Genomic DNA, 15,791 nt, shown 5'->3' on the forward strand with positions numbered 1-15,791 from the left:
CCCGAATGCAATTGCGTAAGGCAGGTGCTGCCCAGGAAGTTCAGGGTGCGCGATTGTACGCAAGGTAAATGGGTGTTGCAAGTAGCCGTCTATCGCGCCTTGACACTACGGGGAGAGGGTCCTAGCATGCCGCGCAACCCTTCTGGAGCGACTGTCGCTGATGCAACCCCAAGCTTTCTACCGCGCGGTCGCGGACGATTTTAGCGCCGTCGACGGCATCATCAAGCAGCAGCTGACGTCTAAAGTGCCGCTGGTCTCCAAAATTGGCGACTATATTACGTCGGCGGGCGGCAAACGCCTGCGGCCTTTATTAGTCCTGTTGTGCGGCAAGGCCCTTGGCCGCGAAGGCGATGACCTGCGCCTGCTGGCCGCCACCATCGAATTTTTGCACACCGCAACCTTGCTGCATGACGACGTGGTCGACATGTCCGGCATGCGCCGTGGCCGCGAGACGGCCAACGCGATGTGGGGCAACGCCCCGAGCGTGCTGGTGGGCGACTTCCTGTATTCGCGCTCGTTCGAAATGATGGTCGAACTGGGCTCGATGCCGGTGATGAAGATTCTTTCACAAGCCACGCGCATCATCGCCGAAGGCGAAGTGTTGCAACTGTCCAAGGTTCGCGACGCCAGCACCACCGAAGAAACCTACATGGAAGTGATTCGGGGCAAGACTGCGATGCTCTTCGAAGCCTCCACCCACAGCGCCGCCGCCTTGTGCGAAGCGACGCCTGAGCAAAGCGAAGCGCTGCGCACTTTCGGCGATCACCTGGGGGTTGCGTTCCAGTTGGTGGACGACTTGCTCGACTACCGTGGCGACGCTGAAACCCTGGGCAAGAACGTCGGTGACGACCTGGCCGAGGGCAAACCGACCTTGCCGCTGATCTACACCATGCGCGAAGGCACGCCGGAACAGGCCGCCCTGGTGCGCAAGGCGATCCAGAAAGGCGGTATCGAAGACCTCGAAAGCATTCGCGCTGCCGTGGAAGCCTCGGGCTCGCTGGATTACACCGCACAATTGGCGCGTGACTACGTGGCCCGCGCGATCAAATGCCTGGAAGCGCTGCCTGCCAGCGAATACCGCGACGCGTTGGTCGAGCTGAGTGAATTCGCGGTCGCGCGTACGCACTGAAGACTCCCTGCAGAGCGGGCAGAGCGGGCTTGTGTGGGAGCGGGCTTGCTCGCGAATGCGGAGTGTTAGTCACTGAATACGTTTCTGATAGACCGCATTCGCGAGCAAGCCCGCTCCCACATTTAGATTCCATTGCCAACCCACTCCCCCGCTCGCGCTGCAAAACCCTATATAATGTGCGCTTTTTAGCCATCCTGACTCTGAAGGAGCTTTAGTGAGCACGTTGCCACCCTGCCCGAAATGCAATAGCGAATACACCTACGAAGACGGCGCCCAGTTGATCTGCCCGGAATGTGCGCATGAGTGGTCCGCCACTGGTGAGGCCGAAGTGGCCGGCGATGAAACCGTGAAGAAAGACTCTGTAGGTAATGTCTTGCAGGACGGCGATACCATCACCGTGATCAAAGACCTTAAGGTCAAAGGCACGTCGCTGGTGGTCAAAGTCGGCACCAAGGTCAAGAACATCCGCCTGTGCGATGGCGACCACGACATCGACTGCAAGATCGACGGTATCGGCCCGATGAAACTCAAGTCCGAGTTTGTGCGTAAAGTCTGAGCCTGCTGCCTCCATCCCGCGCCCGCCGCGGGATGGCGTTTCGCCCTCTGCGTTGATCAAGCGCAATACCCACACAGAAAAATCAGTAAACCGCCAATAGGCACTTGCTATTCTACGAATAAGAATTATTCTCATTGAAACTTATCAAGGAGAATGAACCATGACGTACTTGATCGATGCCTGGCTGGACCGCCCACACCCTTACCTGCGAATCCTGCATCGGGAAACCGGGGAAGTCTGTGCGGTGCTGGAAGAAGAAGCGCTGAATGAGCTGCAGGACCAGGGCGACCTGGACGTCAATGGCCTGAGTTCGAGTGAGCCCGGCGTACTTAAAGAAGTGGTGCGTAACCTGTTTCTGTTCTGCTATGCCCGAGCGTTGCGCCCGGCAACGGAGCTCAATGGCAAATTTCACCCATGAGCGACCGCGCAAAACCTGTGGATGCAGGCTTTATGTGGAAGCGGGCTTGCTCGCGATGCTGGCGACTCGGTTCACAGTTAAACCGGGTCGACGCCATCGCGAGCAAGCCCGCTCCCACACAGGCACAAGGCCCGCAATAACCTGCTGTGTTACAGAACGTCGAGCAGCTCGACGTCGAATACCAACACGCTGTGCGGCGGGATGCTGCCAACGCCTTGAGCGCCGTAAGCCAGCTCGCTCGGCACGTACAGGCGCCATTTGCTGCCGGCATTCATCAGTTGCAGGGCTTCGGTCCAGCCGGCGATCACGCCGCCCACCGGGAATTCTGCAGGCTGGCCACGCTCGTAAGAGCTGTCGAACACGGTGCCGTCGATCAGGGTGCCGTGGTAGTGAGTACGCACTTGGTCTTCACGGCTCGGCTTGGCGCCTGTACCGGCAGTCAGCACTTCAAATTGCAGGCCCGACGCCAGGGTGGTGATGCCATCGCGCTTGGCGTTTTCAGCCAGGAACGCCAGGCCAGCACCCGCCGCGGCTTCAGCCTTGGCAGCCGCTTCGGCTTGCATGATTTCACGGATAACTTTGAAGCTAGCCGCCATCTGCTCTTGGTCAACGCGGCTTGGCTTACCTGCGAACGCATCGGTCAGGCCGGCCAGGATGGCGTCAATGCTCACGCCCGGTGGCGGGTTGTCGCGCAGTTGGTCGCCCAACTGACGGCCGATACCGTAGCTGACGCGGGTTTCGTCGGTGGACAGATTAACTTCGGACATGAAGAGGCTCCGCTGTAGGGCAGCACAGTTTTCCCGTGCCATCCAAAACTAAAAGGGCCAGCAGACTAGCACACAAGACCGACTTCTGATCAGCCCCACGCCCCGGCTACCAGAGTGCCAGGTCGTAAGTCAGGTAGAGCCGATAGTTGTCGCGGTCACTGGCATAGGTCGAGCGGTAGGTTGCTTTGCGCAACTCCACGCCCATGCCTTTGAACGTGCTGCTCTGAACCACGTAGCGCAGATTGGTATCGGACTCCCATTCGCGCGCCTCACGCCCTTTGTAATCGCCGTTTTGCCCTTTGTAATAACGGGTCATGAAACTCAAGCCCGGCAATACCGCGGCAAAGTCATAGTCGTAGCGCAGCATCCAGGTTTGCTCACCAGCCTGGATGAACTTGCCCACGCCGGCGTTACTGAAGGAATACACGGTCGACACACTGGCATAAGGCAATGCCGTTTCGCCGTTGACCTTCTGATAACCGACACCGAGCGCCTGCGCGCCCAGGCGGTAGGTGAACAGCCCACTGAACAGGTCACTGTCGACCTTACCGTTACGCGCCTCCCCAGCCTCGTCGCTGATGAAGTAGCGCAAGTCGCTGGTCAACGTGCCACTGCCGACCGGCTGTTTATGTACAAGGCCGAAGAATTGCTGGCGATAGAACTCGCGCAGTTCACCGTAATACCAGGTGCCACTGAGACGCGGAGTGAAGGCATAAGTGGCACCGGCAAAATCGAAGTCGCTGCCCTTTTTGCCACTGTAGCCCTGTGGATAAATAGCCACACTGTCGGTGGAGTTTCGCAACTTGAATTTGTCCAGGTGCCCGGTGTGCAGGTACAGGTTGCGAATACCGGTGTACTCCAGTTGGGTACCCTGGAAAGTCTGCGGCAGCAGGCGCCCATCGTTGTGCACCAACACCGGAATCTTTGGCAGCAACGTGCCGGTTTTCACCACGGCATCGCCCCAACGTAGCTTCGCGGTGACGCCAAGGCTTGAGAACTCGCTGGCCGCGTGACCGTCGTCGTGCACCGGTAACAGACCGGTACCGGCGTGGGTGGGGCTGGAGTCCAGCCGCAGCCCTGACAACCCCAACGCATCGAGGCCAAGGCCCACCGCACCCTCGGTGTAACCCGACTGCAGGTTGAGCAAAAAGCCTTGCGCCCACTCCCGGCGATCATTGCCGCCGTCACCGTAATCGTCGTTGAAGTAGAAGTTACGCAAGGTCAATCGCCCCTGGGAATCCTCCCAGAAACCTTGGGCCAGCAGCGCCGGTGACAGGCTCGCCACCAAGCCCGCCGAAGCGATTTTGCCCCTCGTGAAAAACGCTCGCATAGCTGTTTCCTCAATGCCTATTGTGGTTTTTTATGGGCAGTTGCACCGCGCGACACACTGGACGGCACGTCGCGTTGGAGCGGACACTAACGGCTCATCCACCCCCCCACAACGTTATGCGAGATGCGCATCAGGCTATGCGCAAAGCACCGCTCGCCCCTCGCAACCAACAGGAAGAGCACGGTGAATCTCAAGCAGCTCGAAGCCTTCAAGGCGATCATGTCCACCGGCTCGACCATCGGCGCAGCGACGCGCATGGGCCTGTCGCAATCGGCGGTCAGCCGCCTGTTGAGCCAACTGGAGGAGGCGTTGGGTTTCGCATTGTTTCTGCGCAAGAAGGGCCGTCTGATGGCCACCGCAGAAGCGGAAGAGTTGCTGACCGAAGTCGCCGGCCTGGTAGACGGTATGCAGCGCATCCAACGCTTGGCCGACGAGATGCGTGTGGGCCGCTCGCGCAAGAGCCTGCTCAAGGTCGGCGTGCCTACCAGCATGACCCAGGAGCTGCTGCCACGGATCGTCGCGGAATTTCTCAAGAGCCATGACGACATCGTTGTCGAGTTGCTGACGGGCTCTTACGACATGATCGAACGCGCTGTGCTCGACCGTTCCGCCGACCTGGGCTTTGTGCGCTTGCCGACGGAAATCACCGATTTCGACATCGAACCGGTGCTGGAAACCGAAGGCGTCTGCGTGATGCCCCTCGACCATCCACTGACCCGTCACGCATGTATCGAGGTGCAGCACCTGCGCAATGTGCCGCTGGTGATGCTGGGCCGGCAACGGGCTCTACGCGCGCAGTTGAATCAGGTGTTTCGCGCCGCCAACCTCACGCCGCAAGTACGCGTCGAAGTGCATTCGGTGGGGGCCGCCTGCAGCTTCGTCGCTGAAGGCCTGGGCGTGTCGATCGTCAACGGCTTGCTCGCCAGTCACTTCCTGCATTTGCCAATCGTGACCCGGCCTTTTCGCCCGGCGCTGCCCTACTCGTTCGGCCTGGCCTATCGCGCCAATGAACCACGCCCACCGGTGGTAATCGCGTTTGCCGAGCATCTCAAACAGCGTTTGAACGCACAAAACGCATAGCCCGACCCGCCCTGCGCATAACGTTGTCGGCGCAAAAACTTTGCCCTAGTGTCCGCTCCACACGCGTCACTCCCCTATAACAAAAACGGCGAACGCCGGGGCAGCCAGCATGAGCGAATCACAGATCACCCCCACCCAGGCGGTGGCGGAAAAACCCGCGCAACGCAAACAGATCAACCCAGCCATCATCCTGCTGAGCATCGTCTTGCTCGCCGTGGCGTTCACCTACGCGGTGAACTCGGGCACGTTCGAGCGCCAGAACGGCCTGGTGATACCGGGCTCCTATCAAGTGCTGGAAAAGCACGACAGCCTGGGCCAACTGTTCTCACTGGAGCCGCGCAAGGTCGGCGATACGATGGCCCGTCCGGTGTCACTGGTGGAAGGCTTCATGGCTATTCCCCAGGGCATCGAGAAACGTGCGGCATTGATTTTCATGGTGCTGTTCATCGGCGGTATGTTCGGCGTGCTCAATAAGGCCGGCGTGATCGACGCCGGGCTGGAGCGCCTGCTGGGGCTGACCCGAGGCAATGTCTACGTGTTGGTGCCGAGCCTGATGCTGGTGTTTTCAGCCGGCAGTACCTTCATGGGGCTGGCCAAGGAATTTATCCTGATCGTTCCGCTGATGGTCGCCATGGCCAATCGGCTCGGGCTCTCGAACCTGATCGGGCTGGCCATCGTCACCATCTCGGTAAAGATCGGCTACCTGGCATCGATCTCCAATCCGGTGGCGCTCTCGGTCGCCCAGCCGATGGTCGGGCTGCCGATATTCAGTGGCTTGAGCATGCGCGTATTGGCCTACTGCACCTTCCTGCTGGTGGGTATTGCTTTCGTGCTGTGGAGCATTCGCAAGCACGGTTTCGATGCGACGGCGCAGATCACGTTCGAACGCAAACCGCTGCCTACGCGCCACCTGATCAACCTGATCGTGCTGCTGACAGGCATCGGTTTTTTGGTCTACGCCTCCAACCGCTGGGCCTGGAAATACCATGAGCTGTCGGCATTTTATCTGCTGCTGACGGTGGCCTTCAGTGTGATCGCCCGGTTGGGTGCGAGTGTCGCCGCCAGTGCCTTTGTCGATGGCATGAAGAAAGTGCTGATTGCCGGTGTGCTGATCGGCCTGGCCACTGCAGTGGAAATCATCCTCAGTACTGGCCTGGTACTGGACACCATCGTCAACAGCCTGGCCAATGTGGTGGGCGACCACGGGCCGATTGTGTCGGCCTACGGCATGTTCTTCGCGCAACTGGGCCTGGATGTGCTGATCCCGTCCACCTCGGGCCAGGCAGCCGTGACCATGCCGATTTTCGGCCCGCTGGGCCAGTTGTCCGGCGTCAGCCCGCAGACCACGGTGTTCGCGTTTTTGATGGGCAATGGCCTGACCAACATGATCACCCCCACTTCCAGCGGCCTGCTGGTGCTGCTGGCGACGGCCAATGTCGGCTGGGGCCAATGGGCGCGCTACATCCTGCCGCTGTTCTTGATCTACGCCGTGCTGGCGATGGTGTTGCTGGCCATTGCGGTTACGAGCGGGTACTGAGTCGATGAGTGTTTTCCCCATGCAAATCCTGCACAACCAAATGATCCCGATGCGCGATGGCATCCACCTGGCCACCGATATTTATTTACCGGCAGGCAGCGACGGCCCCTTTCCCGTCGTCATCGAACGCACGCCTTACGACAAGAGCAAACCTTCGCGCTCGGAAAAACAGCTCGACGGCCAACACATCTCCCGCGAACAGATGGCGACGCGTTTTACTCAACAAGGTTTTGTCGCCATCTTCCAGGACTGTCGTGGGCGCTACGCCTCCGAAGGGCTGTTCACCAAATACACCGCTGAAGGCGAAGATGGTTTTGACACCTTGGCCTGGATCGTCCAGCAACCCTGGTGCAACGGCAAAGTCGGCAGCATGGGCCTGTCTTACGCCGCCCATACACAGCTAGCGATGGCCTGTCTGCACCCACCGGGCCTGAGCAGTATGGTGCTGGACAGTGGCGGATTCGCCAACGCCTACCAGTGCGGGATCCGCCAGGGCGGTGCATTCGAACTCAAGCAGGCTACTTGGGCCTTTCGCCAGGCCAAGGAGAGCCCGGCAGCACTGGCCAACCCACAGGTTCGCCTGGCGCTGGAGCAGGAGGATATTCATCAGTGGTTTACGCGGATGCCGTGGCAACCCGGCCAGTCTCCGTTGCGCCATGTGCCGGAGTACGAAGCCTACGTGCTGGAGCAATGGGCCCAGGGCACCTTCAGCCAATACTGGCAGAAGTCCGGCCTCTACGCCGAAGGCCACTACTCACAGTTACCGGATATTCCAGTGCTGTTCATGTCCAGCTGGTACGACGCTTATGTCAGCTCCACCCTGGCCAACTACACCGCCTTCAGGCAAAACGGCACGGCAAACCAGTGCCTGGTCATGGGCCCCTGGCTGCATGGCGATCGCAACATCAGCCACAGTGGCGATGTGGATTTCGGGCCTGCGGCCGTGTTCGATGGCCAGGTCGATCAGGACTGGCTGAGTTGCCGCCTGGCGTGGTTCGAGCAAACACTCAAGCCTTCGCCGCCGATCCCCAGAGCCAATGTTCAAATGTTTCTAATGGGCGGTGGCACTGGCAATCGGGACCAAAACGGTCGCATGGACCACGGCGGCCGCTGGCTGCAATCATCGCAGTGGCCACTGCCGGGCAGCCAGGCATTGACCTTGTACTTGAATGCGCAAAAGCAGCTGACGCGTACTGCGCCCGAAGGCGTCGACACGCACCTGAGTTACTTCGCCGACCCCGCTCATCCGGTCCCGACCCTCGGCGGCGCGCTGACGTCCGGCGCCCCGGTATTTGTGGGCGGTGCTTTTGATCAACGTGAACGCGCCGACTTCTTCGGCACCCGAGGCGACAACCGCCCATTGAGCGAGCGCGATGACGTGCTGAGTTTCCAGACCGAGCCACTCGATGCAGACCTGATTGTCGTCGGTAGCGTGCAGATCGAGTTGTGGATCGACAGCGATGCGCCCGACACCGATTTCACCGCCAAGCTGATCGACGTGTATCCACCGAGTGCCGATTACCCCGACGGCTTTGCGATGAATATTACCGATGGCATCCACCGTTGCCGCTATCGCGAATCCTGGGAACAGCCGACGCTCCTCATACCTGGTAAACGGGTCAAAGTACTGATCGAGCCCTTCGCCACCTGCAACCTGTTCAAGCGCGGCCATCGGCTGCGCCTGGACATCGCCAGTAGCAATTTCCCGCGCTTTGACGTCAACCCCAACAGCGGCGAACCTTCAGGCCAGGCCAACCACCCGCGAGTCGCACGTAACACCGTGCACATGAGCCCCGGGGCCACGTCGTACCTGAGGCTGACCGTGATGCCTGACGCCTCGGCACTGTGAGCGCGCAGGGTCGCCATTGCCACGCGGCGATGGCGCCCCTTCGTCGCCCGCGTAAGAAAAGTATTTAAGAATCATCGCTTGCCGCCGATACAGCGCTACATACAATTGGCTGGCTCAAACAACAACACCGTCCAGCAGACAGACATCATTCTTGCGGAGCATTCGATGAATAGCTGGTTCGGCAACATCAGCGTCAACCTCAAACTCGGCCTGGGCTTCGGCCTGGTGCTGGTCCTCACGTCCATCCTGGCCCTTACCGGCTGGACCAGCCTGGGCAGCCTGATCGACCGTAGCAACTGGATGAGCGACATCACCCAGCTCAATGCGTCCCTGACCAAGCTGCGTATCGTGCGCCTGCAATACATGCTGGCCGATGGCGACGAAGCGGTGGCACAGACCGTACAGACTAACCTGGATGCTTTTGCCGCCAAGCAACAGAAGCTGTTGGACAGCTTCAAGAGCCCGGAAAACCTCAAGCTGCTCAACCAGCAGAAGGCCGTCATCACCGCCTATCAACAGTCCCTGAACAAGATGCGCGAAGCCTACCGTAACGGTAATAGCTCACGCCAAGTCATGGGCGACAAGGCAGCCATCGCCAATGAGCAAATCAACGCCCTGGACACCAGCGTGCAGCAGATGCCCGACAGTCCGGAGCGCTTCGCGCAATACCAGGCCGTGACCAATGCCAAGGAAGAATTCCAATTGGCGCGCTACGACGTGCGTGGCTACACCACTAACGCCAACGCCGAGACCGAAGCCCGCGCCGCGGCGCAAATCGAGAAAGCCATCGCGGGTTTGAAAAACCTCAGCAGCGCGTTCGGCAGCAGCCAACAAAGCGCACTGGCGTCACTGGAAACCGCGCTGGGCGCGTATCGCAGTGCCGTACAGGCCTATAAAGCGGCCAACAACAACATCGTTACTGCTCGCGCCGAGATGACCACTCAGGGCAGCGACATCGTGTCTATCAGTGAGAAGCTCTACGATATTCAACTCGATCGCCGCGACGCCGAAAGCGCCCAGGCCCGCAGCCTGCAATTGATCAGCACGTTGCTGGCATTGCTGGTCGGCATCATCGCGGCGCTGGTCATTACTCGCCAGATCACTCGCCCTATCCAGGAAACCCTGGCCGTGGTGGAACGCATTGCTTCTGGCGATCTGAGCCACAACATCCAGATCACCCGCCGCGATGAACTGGGCGTGTTGCAACAAGGCATCCAGCGCATGGGCACGACCCTGCGTGAATTGATCAGTGGTATTCGCGACGGCGTGACACAAATCGCCAGTGCCGCCGAAGAGCTGTCGGCCGTTACCGAGCAGACCAGCGCCGGCGTAAACAGCCAGAAGATCGAGACGGATCAAGTCGCCACGGCGATGCACGAAATGACGGCCACCGTGCAGGAAGTAGCCCGTAACGCCGAGCAGGCGTCCCTTGCCGCTGCCGAGGCAGACGGTCAAGCGCGCGCCGGCGACAAAGTGGTGGCCGAGGCCATCGCCCAGATCGAGCGCCTGGCTGCCGAAGTGGCACGTTCCACCGACGCCATGACGCACCTGCAGCAAGAGAGCAACAAGATCGGCAGCGTGATGGATGTGATCAAAGCCGTGGCCGAACAGACCAACCTGCTGGCACTCAACGCCGCAATTGAAGCGGCACGTGCCGGTGAAGCCGGTCGCGGCTTTGCCGTGGTTGCCGACGAAGTGCGTGGCCTGGCCCAGCGCACACAAAAATCCACTGAAGAAATCGAAGGCCTGGTCGCCGGTTTGCAGAACGGCACCCAACAAGTGGCCAGCGTGATGAACAACAGCCGCAGCCTCACCGACAGCAGCGTCGAGCTGACCCGCAAGGCCGGCGTCTCGCTGGAAAACATCACCCGTACAGTGTCGAACATTCAGTCGATGAACCAGCAGATTGCAGCCGCGGCCGAACAGCAAAGCGCCGTAGCTGAAGAGATCAGCCGCAGCATTGTGAACGTGCGCGATGTGTCGGAGCAGACCGCTACCGCAAGTGACGAGACGGCCAAGTCGAGCGTGGAACTGGCGCGTTTGGGTAGCCAGTTGCAGCAGATGGTCAGCCATTTCCGGGTTTAAACTCAACGCGTTATCAGTGGCGATTGGGCTTGTCGACGCGGCCCTGCTGAAGGTGATCGTGGCTTGGGGTAGGGAGCGCAGTGAACGCCTTGGGGCTGCTGCGCAACCCAACGGGAGCAAGCCCCCTCGCCACAGGCAAACTTAGACATACTCGGCCCTCCAAATAAAAAACCGCCCTACTAAGGCGGTTTTTTATTGCCTGCACTTTACCGATCAGCCCTCGCCTTCCTCGACAAACACCAGCCGATTCCCGAACGGGTCCTTGATGCTCATCTCGCGCGAGCCCCAAGGCGTTTGCTCTGCTTCAGGCTTGGCATAACGGTAGCCCTTGCCCTGCAATTGCTGCTGGTACGCATCCACCGCTTGCGCCTGAATCCGCACCGCCGAGCCTGGCGACGCATCACCGTGGTGTTCGGACAAATGCAGCACGCACTCGCCCAACGACACTTGCAGATACAACGGGAAATTCGCCTCGAAACGATGCTGCCAATCCACCTTGAAGCCTAGAAAGTCGACGTAGAATTCCAACGCCTTGGCCTCGTCGAAAATCCGCAAAATGGGGGTGACTTTTCCTAAGTGCATCGCGACCGCTCCGTGTGTGAGAGCGCCCACTATAAAGACCAAAAGCCTCGACGCAAATCCCCACTGCGCGGCAAAAAACGCCCCGGCCGCAGACCATTCGCCTGCCCATCGCTGTAGCTCAACACCCCGTTGATCCAAACCCCGTCAATGCCTTCCGCCGCGCGTTCGGGCGCTTCAAAATCTGCCACATCGCGCACGCGCAATGGGTCGAACAGCACCAGGTCGGCCCAATACCCTTGACGAATTTCACCGCGCTCGGCCAAGCCGAACCGCGCCGCCGACAAGCCGGTCATTTTGTGCACCGCCGTGTGCAGCGGGAACAACCCCACATCGCGGCTGAAATGCCCCAACACCCGTGGAAACGCGCCCCATAGCCGGGGATGCGGAAACGGGTCTTCAGGCAAGCCATCAGAGCCGACCATCGACAGTGGGTGCGCAAGGATGCGTCGCACATCGGCTTCATCCATTCCGTAGTACACCGCCCCCGCAGGTTGCAGGCGGCGCGCTGCTTCCATCAGCGAAACCTGCCACTCGCCGGCGATTTCCTGCAAGTCGCGCCCGCCCATTTGCGGGTGCGGCGTCGACCAGGTAATGGTGATGCGAAACGCATCGGTGACCTGTTTGAGGTCCAGGGTCGAGGAACTGGCCGCATACGGATAACAATCACAGCCGACAGGGTGGGTTTTCGCAGCCAGCTCCAGCGACGCTAACAGCTGCGGGCTACGCCCCCAATTCCCCGCGCCCGCGCATTTGAGGTGAGAAATAATCACCGGCGCCTTGGCGTGTCGGCCAATCAGGAACGCCTCATCCATCGCCTCCAGTACCGGCTCAAACTCACTGCGTAAATGCGTGGTGTACACCGCCCCGAACGCCGTCAGTTCTTCACTGAGTTGCAGCACTTCATCGGTCTCGGCACTGAACGCGCTGGCATACGCCAAGCCTGTGGATAAACCGAGCGCGCCGGCGTCGAGGCTTTCGCGCAATTGCACGCGCATCGCCGCGATTTCTTCGGGCGTGGCGGTGCGCTGCAAATCGTCCATATGGTTACTGCGCAGCGCCGTGTGGCCAATCAACGCGGCGACGTTGACCGCCGGATGGGCGCTTTCGACGGCGGCGCGGTAGTCGGCAAAACGCGGATAAACGAAGGCCTCACGCTTGCCCAGCAAGTTCATCGGGTCTGGCGGATCACTGCGCAAACTCACCGGCGAGGCACTGATGCCACAGTTGCCGACAATCACCGTGGTCACGCCCTGACTGAGCTTGGGCAGCATCTGCGGGTGGCGGATCACCACCGTGTCATCGTGGGTGTGCACGTCGATAAACCCCGGCGCCAATACCCGGCCATGCGCGTCGATTTGATGCTGCGCCTGCGCTGTGGACAAGTCGCCAATCGTCTCGATGCGCCCGCCGCGCAGCCCAACGTCGGCGATATATCCCGGGGTGTTGCTGCCATCCATGATCAGCGCCTGGCGAATCAGCGTGTCGTACTGCATATCAGTCTCCAAGCGGCAGGCTGTCGGGGCCGCCGCGGTAATCGTCGAGGGCCAGTTTGATCCGGCGCAGGCGCTCCTGGTTGTCGTCCGGCAGGGTCAGCGCCAGCTCGGTAGCGAGCAGGTCGATGGCCAGCAGCATTCCGTAGCGCGCCGCGGTGGGTTTGTAGATAAAACTGGTTTCGGCCAGTTGCAACGGCAGCACCACATCCGCGAGTTGCGCCAACGGTGAATCGGCAAGGGTGATGGCGACGACGGGCGCGTCATAGTTGCGCGCCAGCGTCACCACCTCTAACAGTTCAGGCGTGAGGCCGGTCAACGAACACACGATCAGCGCTTGCTCAGGGCCCAGCGTCGCCGCCGTGATGCGCATCATCACCGGGTCATGGCAGGCGGCAATCGGGTAACCCAAACGCACCAGCCGCACCTGCAATTCGTCGCTGCACACGCTCGACGGGCCGCCCATGCCAAACGCGTGCAGCATGCGTGCCTTGCCCAACAGGCTGACCGCATCAGCAAAACTCGCTTGGTTAAAACCTGATAGGTGCTGGCGCAAGGTCGCTTCGATGTCCCCAAGAATTTGCCGGTGAAACGCCGACTGTTCCGGCAACCCCGCCGGGTCGAGGAAGCGGCTGCCAACACCACTGGCCTGCGCCAACTGCAAGCGCAAATCACGTAAATCGCGGCAACCCACGCTGCGCGCAAAGCGTGACAACGTCGCCGTGCTGACCTCGGCGCGCTGCGATAACGCGTCCAGACTGGCCGAGGCGGCAAACCCCACATCATCGAGCATCAGCTTGGCGATGCGCCCTTCGCCGGCACTGAAAGAGTCCTGGCGGGCGCGGATCTGGTAGAGGATGTCCATCGGGGCTCCGGGTTACAGGATAAGGCTCATAAAACCAGTGAAAGGCCATAAGTGAGACCGAAGGCGACTACTGAAATCAGGGTCTCCAGCACGGTCCAGGTCTTGAAGGTCTGGATGACCGTCATATTGAAGTATTCCTTGATCAGCCAGAAGCCGCCGTCGTTGACGTGGGAAAAGATCACCGAACCCGCCCCGGTCGCTAATACCAGCAATTCCGGGTGTGGATAACCCAACGCCATTGCGACGGGCGCGACCACCCCGGACGCGGTGGTCATGGCCACGGTGGCCGAACCGGTAGCGATGCGCATCAGCGCGGCGAACAGCCAGCCCATCACCAGCGGCGACAGATGGAACGCGTGGGCCAGGCCGAGAATTTCGTGGGTAACGCCCGCGTCCACCAGGATGCGGTTCAACCCGCCACCCGCGCCCACCAGCAAGGTAATGCTGGCGGTCGGCGCCAGGCATTCGTTGGTGAATTTGAGGATCGACTCACGGTTAAAACCCTGGGCCAGGCCCAGTGTGTAGAAGCTCACCAGGGTCGCCACCAGCAGCGCGATCACCGAGTTGCCGATAAACAGCAGGAACTGGTTAAAGCCGGTGCCCGGTGTGGCAATCACGTTGGCCCAGCCGCCGATCATCATCAACACCACCGGCAACAGGATAGTGCCCATGGTCAGCGCAAAACTCGGCAACCTTTCGCGCGGTTCACGCTCGATAAACTGGCGCTCCAGCGGGTTCTCCGCCGGCAGGTGAATACGCGGCACGATGAACTTGGCGTACAAGGGCCCGGCGATAATCGCGGTGGGAATGCCGATCAAAATCGCATACAGCACGGTCTGCCCGACTGATGCGTTATACGCCAGCACCGCCATCATTGCCGCCGGGTGCGGCGGCACCAGCGCATGCACCACCGACAAACCGGCCACCATCGGCAAACCGACCATCAGGATCGACACGCCCACCCGCCGCGCCACGGTAAAGGCAATCGGCACCAGCAACACAAAACCAACCTCGAAAAACAGCGGCAGCCCCACCAGGAACGCGATACACACCATTGCCCAATGCGCGTTGCGTTCGCCGAAGCGGTTGATCAATGTGCGCGCCACCTGCTCGGCGCCGCCGGACTCTGCCATCATCTTGCCGAGCATGGTGCCCAGCGCCACGACCAGGGCGATATGCCCCAGGGTTTTACCGACGCCGGCCTCATACGAGCCCATGATGGTGTCGGCCGGCATCCCGGCCATCAGCGCCAGCCCGATAGACACCAGCGTGATGACGATAAACGGGTTGAGCCGGTAACGTGCAATCAGCACGATCAATGCAATGATGGCAATGGCAGCGTATGCCAATAGCCCAAAGCCCGGTGATGCGGCCATGCGGTACTCCTCGGAAAGGGTCACGTCGAATTGGTTGTGAAACTCATAAATCATTCCCGATGAGTATTTTCAATTTTTATGAAAGTAATTTTCGTCCACAGGTACGCGCTGTCGCCTGGGGATATGTGCAACGCCACTGCATGAAAATTCGAGGGGTGTTCTTACATCAGCATCAATTGGGGCTGGAAACTCAATGGCTTCAATCGAGTCATAGAAGGCGAACTCAGTCAGACAGGAACCGATCATGCTTCGTACCTCCCTCGCCGTCAGCGCCCTGTTGGTTGCCGTGTGTGGCAGCGCTGCAGCCGCCGACAACGCCGCACAGAGCAAATGCATGGACACGGCCAACACGACCGGAGATATGGTCGCTTGCAACGTCAATGAAACCAAGGTGCAGGACGCTCGCCTGAACCGCGCCTACAAAACGGCGCTGTCCGCCCAAGAGGGTGCGCAGAAGAAGCAACTGCAGGATGTGCAGCGCCTGTGGATCACCTACCGCGACGCTAATTGCAAGTTTATAGGCAGTGCCACTGGCGGCACTATTGATCGGGTCAATGGTTCCGGCTGCATGCTGGACATGACCCAAACCCGCGCCGAGGAACTTGAAAACCTGGTTGGGCCATAACCGCGCTCAGCCACAAGTGGACCTGTGACGAGCGGGCAAGCGTGGTGAACGTGCTTGTGTGGCGAGCGGGCTTGCTCGCGTTGGGCTGCGAAGCAGCCCCAA

The 15,791-nt window shown here is 60.3% G+C and carries 13 protein-coding genes and 2 pseudogenes; 9 read left to right on the forward strand and 6 right to left on the reverse strand.

Annotated features, from left to right (window positions below):
- The first annotated feature begins 160 nt into the window (after positions 1–160).
- From ACOZK9_RS25925 to ACOZK9_RS25935, 3 genes are all read left to right on the forward strand, one after another.
- Positions 161–1,129 carry a polyprenyl synthetase family protein gene (locus ACOZK9_RS25925; protein WP_058414188.1) on the forward strand — a complete coding sequence of 323 codons (969 nt, stop codon included), beginning with the start codon at positions 161–163 and terminating at the stop codon, positions 1,127–1,129.
- 214 nt (positions 1,130–1,343) lie between these two features.
- Complete coding sequence (locus ACOZK9_RS25930; protein ID WP_058414187.1) at positions 1,344–1,685, forward strand: zinc ribbon domain-containing protein YjdM; 342 nt, start codon at positions 1,344–1,346, stop codon at positions 1,683–1,685.
- 160 nt (positions 1,686–1,845) lie between these two features.
- Positions 1,846–2,103: a PA4570 family protein gene (locus tag ACOZK9_RS25935; protein ID WP_003194088.1), complete on the forward strand. Its 258-nt coding sequence runs from the start codon at positions 1,846–1,848 to the stop codon at positions 2,101–2,103.
- Positions 2,104–2,252: 149 nt separating this feature from the next.
- On the opposite strand, the gene ACOZK9_RS25940 is transcribed toward ACOZK9_RS25935, so the two are convergent.
- Complete coding sequence (locus tag ACOZK9_RS25940) at positions 2,253–2,870, reverse strand: BamJ family beta-barrel-assembly machinery protein (protein ID WP_058414186.1); 618 nt, start codon at positions 2,868–2,870, stop codon at positions 2,253–2,255.
- 106 nt (positions 2,871–2,976) lie between these two features.
- Positions 2,977–4,200 (reverse strand): OprD family porin, encoded by a 1,224-nt coding sequence (locus tag ACOZK9_RS25945; protein ID WP_421556879.1) that lies wholly within the window; start codon positions 4,198–4,200, stop codon positions 2,977–2,979.
- A gap of 183 nt (positions 4,201–4,383) precedes the next feature.
- On the opposite strand from ACOZK9_RS25945, the gene ACOZK9_RS25950 reads away from it, so the two are divergent.
- The 5 genes and pseudogenes from ACOZK9_RS25950 to ACOZK9_RS25970 form a co-directional block, all read left to right on the forward strand.
- Positions 4,384–5,280 (forward strand): LysR family transcriptional regulator, encoded by an 897-nt coding sequence (locus ACOZK9_RS25950; protein ID WP_058414184.1) that lies wholly within the window; start codon positions 4,384–4,386, stop codon positions 5,278–5,280.
- Positions 5,281–5,389: 109 nt separating this feature from the next.
- The gene (locus tag ACOZK9_RS25955) at positions 5,390–6,817 is read left to right on the forward strand and encodes a YfcC family protein (RefSeq protein ID WP_421556880.1); all 1,428 of its coding nucleotides are present in this window, start codon (positions 5,390–5,392) and stop codon (positions 6,815–6,817) included.
- A gap of 19 nt (positions 6,818–6,836) precedes the next feature.
- On the forward strand, positions 6,837–8,666 hold the full coding sequence (locus ACOZK9_RS25960) for a CocE/NonD family hydrolase (protein WP_421556890.1): 1,830 nt from the start codon (positions 6,837–6,839) through the stop codon (positions 8,664–8,666).
- Between the two features lie 165 nt (positions 8,667–8,831).
- Positions 8,832–9,896: pseudogene (locus tag ACOZK9_RS25965) on the forward strand (methyl-accepting chemotaxis protein); the annotation flags it as partial.
- A gap of 261 nt (positions 9,897–10,157) precedes the next feature.
- A pseudogene (locus tag ACOZK9_RS25970) lies at positions 10,158–10,751 on the forward strand (methyl-accepting chemotaxis protein); the annotation flags it as partial.
- Positions 10,752–10,964: 213 nt separating this feature from the next.
- On the opposite strand, the gene ACOZK9_RS25975 reads toward ACOZK9_RS25970, so the two are convergent.
- The 4 genes from ACOZK9_RS25975 to ACOZK9_RS25990 are packed head-to-tail and all read right to left on the reverse strand — an operon-like array spanning position 10,965 to position 15,064.
- The gene (locus ACOZK9_RS25975; protein ID WP_421556881.1) at positions 10,965–11,333 is read right to left on the reverse strand and encodes a glyoxalase superfamily protein; all 369 of its coding nucleotides are present in this window, start codon (positions 11,331–11,333) and stop codon (positions 10,965–10,967) included.
- 29 nt (positions 11,334–11,362) lie between these two features.
- Positions 11,363–12,826, reverse strand: a complete 1,464-nt coding sequence (locus tag ACOZK9_RS25980; RefSeq protein WP_421556882.1) for an N-acyl-D-amino-acid deacylase family protein — start codon at positions 12,824–12,826, stop codon at positions 11,363–11,365.
- Position 12,827: 1 nt separating this feature from the next.
- Positions 12,828–13,688, reverse strand: coding sequence for a MurR/RpiR family transcriptional regulator (locus ACOZK9_RS25985; protein ID WP_421556883.1), 861 nt, complete (start codon positions 13,686–13,688; stop codon positions 12,828–12,830).
- 26 nt (positions 13,689–13,714) lie between these two features.
- Entirely contained in the window at positions 13,715–15,064 is a 1,350-nt protein-coding gene (locus ACOZK9_RS25990; RefSeq protein WP_235592441.1) for a GntT/GntP/DsdX family permease, read from the reverse strand.
- 244 nt (positions 15,065–15,308) lie between these two features.
- Between ACOZK9_RS25990 and ACOZK9_RS25995 the strand changes: the two genes are divergently transcribed.
- On the forward strand, positions 15,309–15,689 hold the full coding sequence (locus tag ACOZK9_RS25995; RefSeq protein ID WP_421556884.1) for a lysozyme inhibitor LprI family protein: 381 nt from the start codon (positions 15,309–15,311) through the stop codon (positions 15,687–15,689).
- Positions 15,690–15,791: the final 102 nt, after the last annotated feature.

Source organism: Pseudomonas kitaguniensis, from assembly GCF_049199985.1.
GTDB classification, from domain to species: domain Bacteria; phylum Pseudomonadota; class Gammaproteobacteria; order Pseudomonadales; family Pseudomonadaceae; genus Aquipseudomonas; species Aquipseudomonas kitaguniensis.

Coding starts and splice junctions, on each gene's coding strand:
- ACOZK9_RS25925 (WP_058414188.1), top strand. CDS start 161: ATGCAACCCCAAGCTTTCTACCGCGCGGTCGCGGACGATTTTAGCGCC.
- ACOZK9_RS25935 (WP_003194088.1), top strand. CDS start 1,846: ATGACGTACTTGATCGATGCCTGGCTGGACCGCCCACACCCTTACCTG.
- ACOZK9_RS25940 (WP_058414186.1), bottom strand. CDS start 2,870: ATGTCCGAAGTTAATCTGTCCACCGACGAAACCCGCGTCAGCTACGGT.
- ACOZK9_RS25945 (WP_421556879.1), bottom strand. CDS start 4,200: ATGCGAGCGTTTTTCACGAGGGGCAAAATCGCTTCGGCGGGCTTGGTG.
- ACOZK9_RS25955 (WP_421556880.1), top strand. CDS start 5,390: ATGAGCGAATCACAGATCACCCCCACCCAGGCGGTGGCGGAAAAACCC.
- ACOZK9_RS25960 (WP_421556890.1), top strand. CDS start 6,837: ATGCAAATCCTGCACAACCAAATGATCCCGATGCGCGATGGCATCCAC.
- ACOZK9_RS25975 (WP_421556881.1), bottom strand. CDS start 11,333: ATGCACTTAGGAAAAGTCACCCCCATTTTGCGGATTTTCGACGAGGCC.
- ACOZK9_RS25980 (WP_421556882.1), bottom strand. CDS start 12,826: ATGCAGTACGACACGCTGATTCGCCAGGCGCTGATCATGGATGGCAGC.
- ACOZK9_RS25985 (WP_421556883.1), bottom strand. CDS start 13,688: ATGGACATCCTCTACCAGATCCGCGCCCGCCAGGACTCTTTCAGTGCC.
- ACOZK9_RS25990 (WP_235592441.1), bottom strand. CDS start 15,064: ATGGCCGCATCACCGGGCTTTGGGCTATTGGCATACGCTGCCATTGCC.
- ACOZK9_RS25995 (WP_421556884.1), top strand. CDS start 15,309: ATGCTTCGTACCTCCCTCGCCGTCAGCGCCCTGTTGGTTGCCGTGTGT.